At 62.8% G+C, this 6,495-nt stretch carries 5 protein-coding genes; 2 read left to right on the top strand and 3 right to left on the bottom strand.

What is annotated here, in order from left to right; all coding sequences use genetic code 11:
• The 3 genes from KBT70_RS07950 to KBT70_RS07940 form a co-directional block, all read right to left on the bottom strand.
• Positions 1-659 (bottom strand): integrase arm-type DNA-binding domain-containing protein (locus KBT70_RS07950; protein WP_296630926.1); only part of this gene is annotated, 659 nt, incomplete at its 3' end.
• 186 nt (positions 660-845) lie between these two features.
• Positions 846-3,188 (bottom strand): Tex family protein, encoded by a 2,343-nt coding sequence (locus KBT70_RS07945; RefSeq protein WP_296630920.1) that lies wholly within the window; start codon positions 3,186-3,188, stop codon positions 846-848.
• A gap of 84 nt (positions 3,189-3,272) precedes the next feature.
• Positions 3,273-3,743, bottom strand: a complete 471-nt coding sequence (locus tag KBT70_RS07940; RefSeq protein WP_296630914.1) for an Rrf2 family transcriptional regulator — start codon at positions 3,741-3,743, stop codon at positions 3,273-3,275.
• A gap of 91 nt (positions 3,744-3,834) precedes the next feature.
• On the opposite strand from KBT70_RS07940, the gene KBT70_RS07935 reads away from it, so the two are divergent.
• Positions 3,835-4,269 carry a hypothetical protein gene (locus KBT70_RS07935; RefSeq protein WP_296630911.1) on the top strand — a complete coding sequence of 145 codons (435 nt, stop codon included), beginning with the start codon at positions 3,835-3,837 and terminating at the stop codon, positions 4,267-4,269.
• Positions 4,266-6,494 carry a NosR/NirI family protein gene (locus tag KBT70_RS07930; RefSeq protein WP_296630908.1) on the top strand — a complete coding sequence of 743 codons (2,229 nt, stop codon included), beginning with the start codon at positions 4,266-4,268 and terminating at the stop codon, positions 6,492-6,494. The genes KBT70_RS07935 and KBT70_RS07930 overlap by 4 nt, the downstream gene beginning before the upstream one ends.
• The last annotated feature ends 1 nt before the right edge of the window (position 6,495 follow it).

Below are 6,495 nucleotides of genomic sequence, written 5' to 3'. Positions count from 1 at the left end.
GGACGCGGGGTCTCGCTCTGAACCCTGTTTGGCGATGGCAGAAGCTGCTGCAGATTTCCCTTCCAGCGGGCCGGGTTCTCGCCATCCCGAAGTCCCATCGCCTTTGACCAGTCGAGCACCGCCTCGATGCGCTGACGCACTCGGGACGCCGTTTCATTCTTGGTCATCCAGATTGGCCGAAGAACTTCGAGCAGATCCTCCACAGAAATATCGGCAACGGCCTTCTCGCCCAGCACCGGATAGGCATATGTCTTGAGGGTCGACTGCCATTGATTGCGGTGCTTGGCGTTCCGTAGCTCTCCTTCGACCTTCTCCTCGAAGAATCTCGCGAAGGCCTGCTCAAACGTGGTCCGCTGCTTGGTGGCAACAACGAGGGCTTGGCGTTGTTCGCGACGCTCGACAACCGGATCGACCCCGGCGCTGATCTTCCGCCGCATCTCCAAGGCGCGATCGCGAGCCTCTGCAAGAGACACCTCTGGATAGCCACCGAGGCCGATATGACGCCGCTTGAGGCCGACGGTGACGCGCAGTATCCATGAACGAGCACCGGTCTCCGTGATATTCAGGTAGAGACCATTGACGGCACCAACGGCGTGGCGGCCGGGTGACGAGAGGTTCTTGACTTGGAGGGCCTTTAGTTCTTTCGCATGCCTGGGCATTTGTTGCCACCATCCTTGCCACCAAAAACAGAACTATCAATTGCATAGGAATACAACTACTTGCAACACCCAAGACTTGAGAATATAAAAAAATAATAAACATAACAGATGCTTACGCAGCATATTACATACGCCTGCAACGCTCACCCAGCGGACTGAGCTTCCGCCACGCCTCCCCGACAGATGCTAGGATTTACCACGAAGGGCCGCGCGCAGGGCGTCGCCCAAGGCTCCTTGGGACGCCTGCGGTTCCGGCTTGGCGGGACGCGCGGGGGCAGTCGGGCGGGTATTGCCCGATTTCCCGGTCTTTGACACCTTGGCCGCGTCGGGCGCTGTCCCGCGAGGGGCCTCAGGCGCGGCACCGCCCTCCTTGCGCATGCTCAGGCCAATGCGTTTGCGCGCGACATCGACCTCGGTCACGCGCACCTTGACCACATCGCCCGCCTTGACCACCTCATGCGGGTCCTTGACGAAACGGTCGGCCAGTTGGCTGACATGCACCAACCCATCCTGATGTACGCCGATATCGACAAAGGCGCCGAAGGCCGCGACATTCGTCACCGTGCCTTCCATCAACATGCCCGGCTTGAGGTCCTTGATGTCGTCCACCCCATCGGCAAACCGCGCGGTGACAAAGCTTGGGCGCGGATCGCGACCGGGTTTTTCCAGCTCTGTCAGGATGTCCCGCACCGTGGGCAGACCGAATTTGTCATCCACGAAATCCTCGGCCCGCAGACCGTTCAGCGCCTCGGGCGTGCCCATGATGGCGCGAATATCCCGCCCACAGGCCTTCACGATCCGGCGCGCTACGCCATACGCCTCGGGGTGAACCGAGGTCGCGTCCAGAGGCTCGGCGCTATCGCGGATGCGCAGAAACCCGGCGCATTGCTCGAACGCCTTGGGGCCCAGCCCCGACACTTTCAAGAGCGCCTTGCGCGACGGGAACGCGCCCTCGGCGTCGCGATGCGCCACAATCGCTTGGGCCAACGACGCCCCTAGCCCCGCCACCCGCGCCAAGAGCGGGGCCGAGGCCATGTTGAGATCGACACCGACCGCGTTCACCGCATCCTCGACCACGGCATCGAGGGCCTGCACCAAACGCCGTTGATCGACATCATGCTGATACTGGCCCACTCCGATGGACTGCGGCGTGATCTTGACCAGTTCCGCCAACGGGTCCTGCAACCGGCGCGCGATAGACACCGCTCCACGCAGGCTGACATCGAGATCGGGAAATTCCTTGGCCGCCAGTTCCGAGGCAGAATAGACCGAAGCCCCCGCCTCGGACACGATCACGCTCATCGGTCGCTTGGCGCCCTGCGGCAAGAGCTTCAGCGCCTCCGCCACCATGCGCTCGGTCTCGCGGCTGGCGGTGCCATTGCCGATGGCGATCAATTCCACACCATGCTTGCGCACCATCTCGAGCACCGCCACCTGCGCCCCGCGCAGATCGTTCCTGGGCTGGAAGGGATAGAGCGTCGCGGTCTCGATCAGCTTGCCCGTAGCATCCACCACCGCCGCCTTGACGCCTGTGCGAATACCGGGATCAAGCCCCAAGGTGGGGCGCGGTCCCGCCGGGGCGGCCAGCAGCAAATCCTTGAGATTGCGCGCAAAGACGGTGATCGCCTCGTCATGGGCGCGGTTGCGCAACTCGCCCATCAAATCGACATACATCGACAGGCTCAGCTTGACCCGCCAAGTCCAGGCAGCCACACCCCGCAGCCACGTATCCCCCGGACCCTTGCCGGGAATTCCAATCGCTGCCTCGATCATGGCCACGGCACGCGGCGCGCCGGTGTCGGGATCAGGGGCGATATCCAGCGTCACGATCTCTTCTTTCGCCGCGCGCAGAATGGCCAAGGCGCGGTGCGAGGCGATCTTTGACCAAGGCTCTCGGTGGTCGAAGTAATCCGAGAACTTGGCCCCCGCCTCTTCCTTGCCCGGCAGCACGCGCGCGCTGATCATCGCCTCGGCGCGCATGAACGCGCGCAAGCGGCCCAGAAGCGTGGCATTCTCGGTCAATTCCTCGGCCAGAATGTCGCGCGCGCCCTCCAGCGCCTCTTTCACGGTCGCCACGGTTTCACTTAGATAGCCCGCCGCCAGATCCTCGGGCACGGCGGACCGCTCTGCCAGAATCGCGCGCAAGAGTGGCTCCAGCCCGTTTTCGCGCGCAATCATCGCCTTGGTGCGGCGTTTGGGTTTGAAGGGCAGGTAAATATCTTCGAGCACCGCCTTGGTTTCGGCCTCGGCAATCGCCCGCGCGAGCGGCTCTGTCAGCTTGCCTTGATCCTTGATCGAGGTCAGGATCACCGCGCGCCGCGCCTCCAGCTCGCGCAGATAGGTCAGGCGCTCTGCCAGATTGCGCAGTTGCGTATCATCCAGACCGCCCGTCACCTCTTTGCGATAGCGCGCGATAAAGGGCACGGTCGCCCCCCCGTCGAGGAGCGTCACGGCAGCCGCCACCTGGGCGGGGCGCGCGTCGATTTCAGTGGCGATGGTGCGGGCGATACGCTCGGCTGTGTCTGTCACTTTTGGCCCTCTCGGATGATCTGAGAGGACCGTGATAAACGCAGACGCCCCCGAGGCCAAGAGGCCGCGCGCGGCGGTGTTACCTTAGACAGCATCCACCAGATTCGGGCCTCGTCGCGGGTATTGATCCTGTGGCGGTGCCTCGAAATAGCGCGGCGAGATGGCCACATCCGCCAGCGTGAAGTCGTCAAAGGTATTGAGGAAATTGGTCAGCGCGAGGTTCAGCACAATGGGCAACCGACAGCCTTTGGTCACGCGGCAGGCGTTATCTGGCGCGAAACACTCGGCCAGAGCAAATTCCGGCTCCATCCGGCGCACCACCTGTCCGAGATTGATTTCACCGGGCGCGCGCGCCAGCCGAAACCCGCCGCTGCGCCCGCGCACCCCTTCCAGAAACCCTTCATGGATCAGTTGCAGCACCACTTTCTTGAGATGCGCGCGCGAGATGCCATAGAGTTTGGCCGTCTCCTCGATGGTGGTCAATTCACCGGCTTTGAGCGTCGCGGCATAGAGCAGGACGCGTAGAGAGTAATCTGTAAACTTTGTTAGACGCATGGGAACCTCCGGATGTCTGACATCATTCCCAAAGTGTCGGTTTTGACAAGTGGTCAGCTTGTCACGTCCCTTCACAAAAGAGTTATTTCATTTGACCCATATCAAGGTCAAGCGTGGCGACTCCGGGCATGCTTGGCCCATGACACGGATCACACGCCCTTTTTTGATCACTTGCCTTCTGGCGCTCTCGTTGGCGTTGGGCTCTCTGACTGCGGGTCGGGCGGCGGGGTTTGCCGCGGTCGAGGCCACGCTGACCGAGATGGTGATCTGCGCGGGTGCCGAGGGTGAGAAATCCGTGCATGTCACCCGCGATGGCGCGCCGGTGGACCTGCCCCATTGCGACCGGATGCTCTGCGACGCGTGTTTGCAGGCCGGGTCTCACGCAGTTGTCTTCGTCCCGTTTCACATTCACGCCCCGCGCACGACCCGCGCCATCCATATGCAGCCCGGCAAAGACCTGCACCATCCCACGATGATCCGGAGCGCGCGAAACCGCGCGCCCCCGGTAGGGACGGTGCTCCCATGAAAGACCCCCTGATGTCCAATGCCCTTCAATTGCGCCCGCGCGCGGCGGCCTTTCTGGCCCGTATCGCCGCCCTCTGGATCGTTCTGCTGGCCCTTGCCCCGGCGGTTCAGGCGCAGTCCCCCGTTCTCTCGACCTATCTGGCCGAAGTGCCCGCCGCGACGCTGGTCGAGGGTGCCGACAGCTATGGCGCGATGCGCAGCGATCTGCCCGTGGCCCCGGTGCTGCGCGGGGGGGAAACGATTGGCTGGGCCTTTGTCACTTCGGATTTCGTGGGCACCACCGGCTATTCGGGCAAACCCATTCATGTGATGGTCGCCGTCGGCCTTGATGCCAAACTGACTGGCGTCAAGCTGGTCAAGCACTCGGAACCCATCGTCCTGATCGGCATCCCCGAGGCAAAAGTAAAGGCGCTGGTCGCGGATTTCGTCGGTCTCGATCTGGTGGCCGAGGCCGCAGAGGGCGGATCGGCGCATGAGCTCGACATCATCTCGGGTGCGACCGTCACCATCATGGTGATCGACGATTCAATCACCCGTTCGGGCATCCGGGTTGCCCGCGCGCTCGGGCTGGGGGGGCTTGCACCGCTCACCGCCCCATCTGGCCCGACATTCGAGGTGAACCCCGACGCCAAAGCGGCCGATGACTGGTTCACCCTCACCGGGGACGGCACGCTGCGCCGCATGTCTCTTGATGTGAGGCAGGTCAACGCCGCCTTTGCCGCGATGGACGATCCCCGCGCCGCCGCCCGGCCAATCACCGAGCCTGACAGCGACACCTATATCGACATGTATGCGACACTCATCAGCGTGCCCGCCATCGGGCGGCAACTGTTGGGCGAGGCGGAATATGCCAACCTGACCGCGTGGCTGGATGAAGGCGAGCATGCCATTCTGGTGGCCGCCCGCGGGCTCTATTCCTTCAAGGGGTCGGGCTATGTGCGCGGCGGCGTGTTCGACCGGATCATTCTGGTGCAGGGCGAAGACTCCATCCGCTTTCGCGACCGCGGACATCGCCGCGTGGGCGAGATCCTGGCCGATGGCGTGCCAGTGCTCTCGGAAATGGATATCTTCAAGATCCCCGCCGAGGCAGGCTTTGATCCCGCAGAGCCATGGCGCCTGCAATTGCTCGTGCAACGCGATGTAGCCGCGATCGAGCGGGTCTTTACCACCTTCGACCTCGGCTATCAGCTCCCAGCGCCTTATCTCCGCCCCGTGGCCGCCCCGACACCAGCAACTCCGCTGGCGCAAGAGACCGCAACCGAAAGTGCCGCCCAAACCGCCCTCTGGACGCGCATCTGGCGCGACAAGACCGTCGAAATCGTGGGGCTTGGCGTCATGCTGACGCTTCTCACTCTCGCCTTCTTCTTTCAGAGCTATCTCGTGCGGTCAGAGCGGATCACAACATGGTTCCGCATGGGGTTTCTAACGGTCACGCTGGTCTTTCTGGGCTGGTATGCCAATGCGCAGCTATCGGTCGTGAACCTGATGGCGCTCTTTGGCGCGCTCACTTCGGATTTCAGCTGGCAGGCGTTCCTGCTCGATCCGCTGACCTTTATCCTGTGGTTCGCGGTCGCCGCTGCGCTGATCTTCTGGGGGCGCGGGGCCTATTGCGGCTGGCTCTGCCCGTTCGGCGCGCTGCAAGAGCTGACCAACCGCATCGCGCGCAAACTGGGCGTGCCGCAATGGACCCTGCCCTGGGGCCTGCATGAACGCCTCTGGCCGATCAAATACATGATTTTCCTCGGTCTTTTCGGGGTGTCTCTGGCCTCGATTGAACAGGCCGAGCATCTCGCGGAAATCGAGCCCTTCAAGACCGCCATCGTGCTCAAGTTCGCCCGCGCCTGGCCTTTCGTCGCCTATGCACTGGCGCTCTTGGCGGCGGGCCTCTTTGTCGAGCGCTTTTATTGCCGCTATCTCTGCCCGCTTGGTGCCGCGCTCGCGATCCCTGCCCGCCTGCGCATGTTCGATTGGCTCAAGCGCTACCGCGAATGCGGCAACCCCTGCCAGACCTGCGCCCATGAATGCATGGTGCAGGCCATCCATCCCACTGGCGAAATCAACCCGAACGAGTGCCTGAACTGTCTGCACTGTCAGGTTCTCTACCAGTCGGAGACCAAATGTCCGGTCGTCATCAAAAACGTGAAGCGCCGCAAGAGCGCCTCTGACAGCGCGGCAGCGTTGGACCGGATGATCGCAAACCACCCAAACATGAAGAAAGGACAATGAT

This window comes from Roseovarius sp., assembly GCF_018066915.1.
GTDB lineage: Bacteria > Pseudomonadota > Alphaproteobacteria > Rhodobacterales > Rhodobacteraceae > Roseovarius.
Note: the sequence above shows the minus strand (reverse complement) of the source record. Positions and strands in the feature narration are given on the sequence as shown.

Coding starts and splice junctions, on each gene's coding strand:
- KBT70_RS07940 (WP_296630914.1), bottom strand. CDS start 3,743: ATGCGTCTAACAAAGTTTACAGATTACTCTCTACGCGTCCTGCTCTAT.
- KBT70_RS07930 (WP_296630908.1), top strand. CDS start 4,266: ATGAAAGACCCCCTGATGTCCAATGCCCTTCAATTGCGCCCGCGCGCG.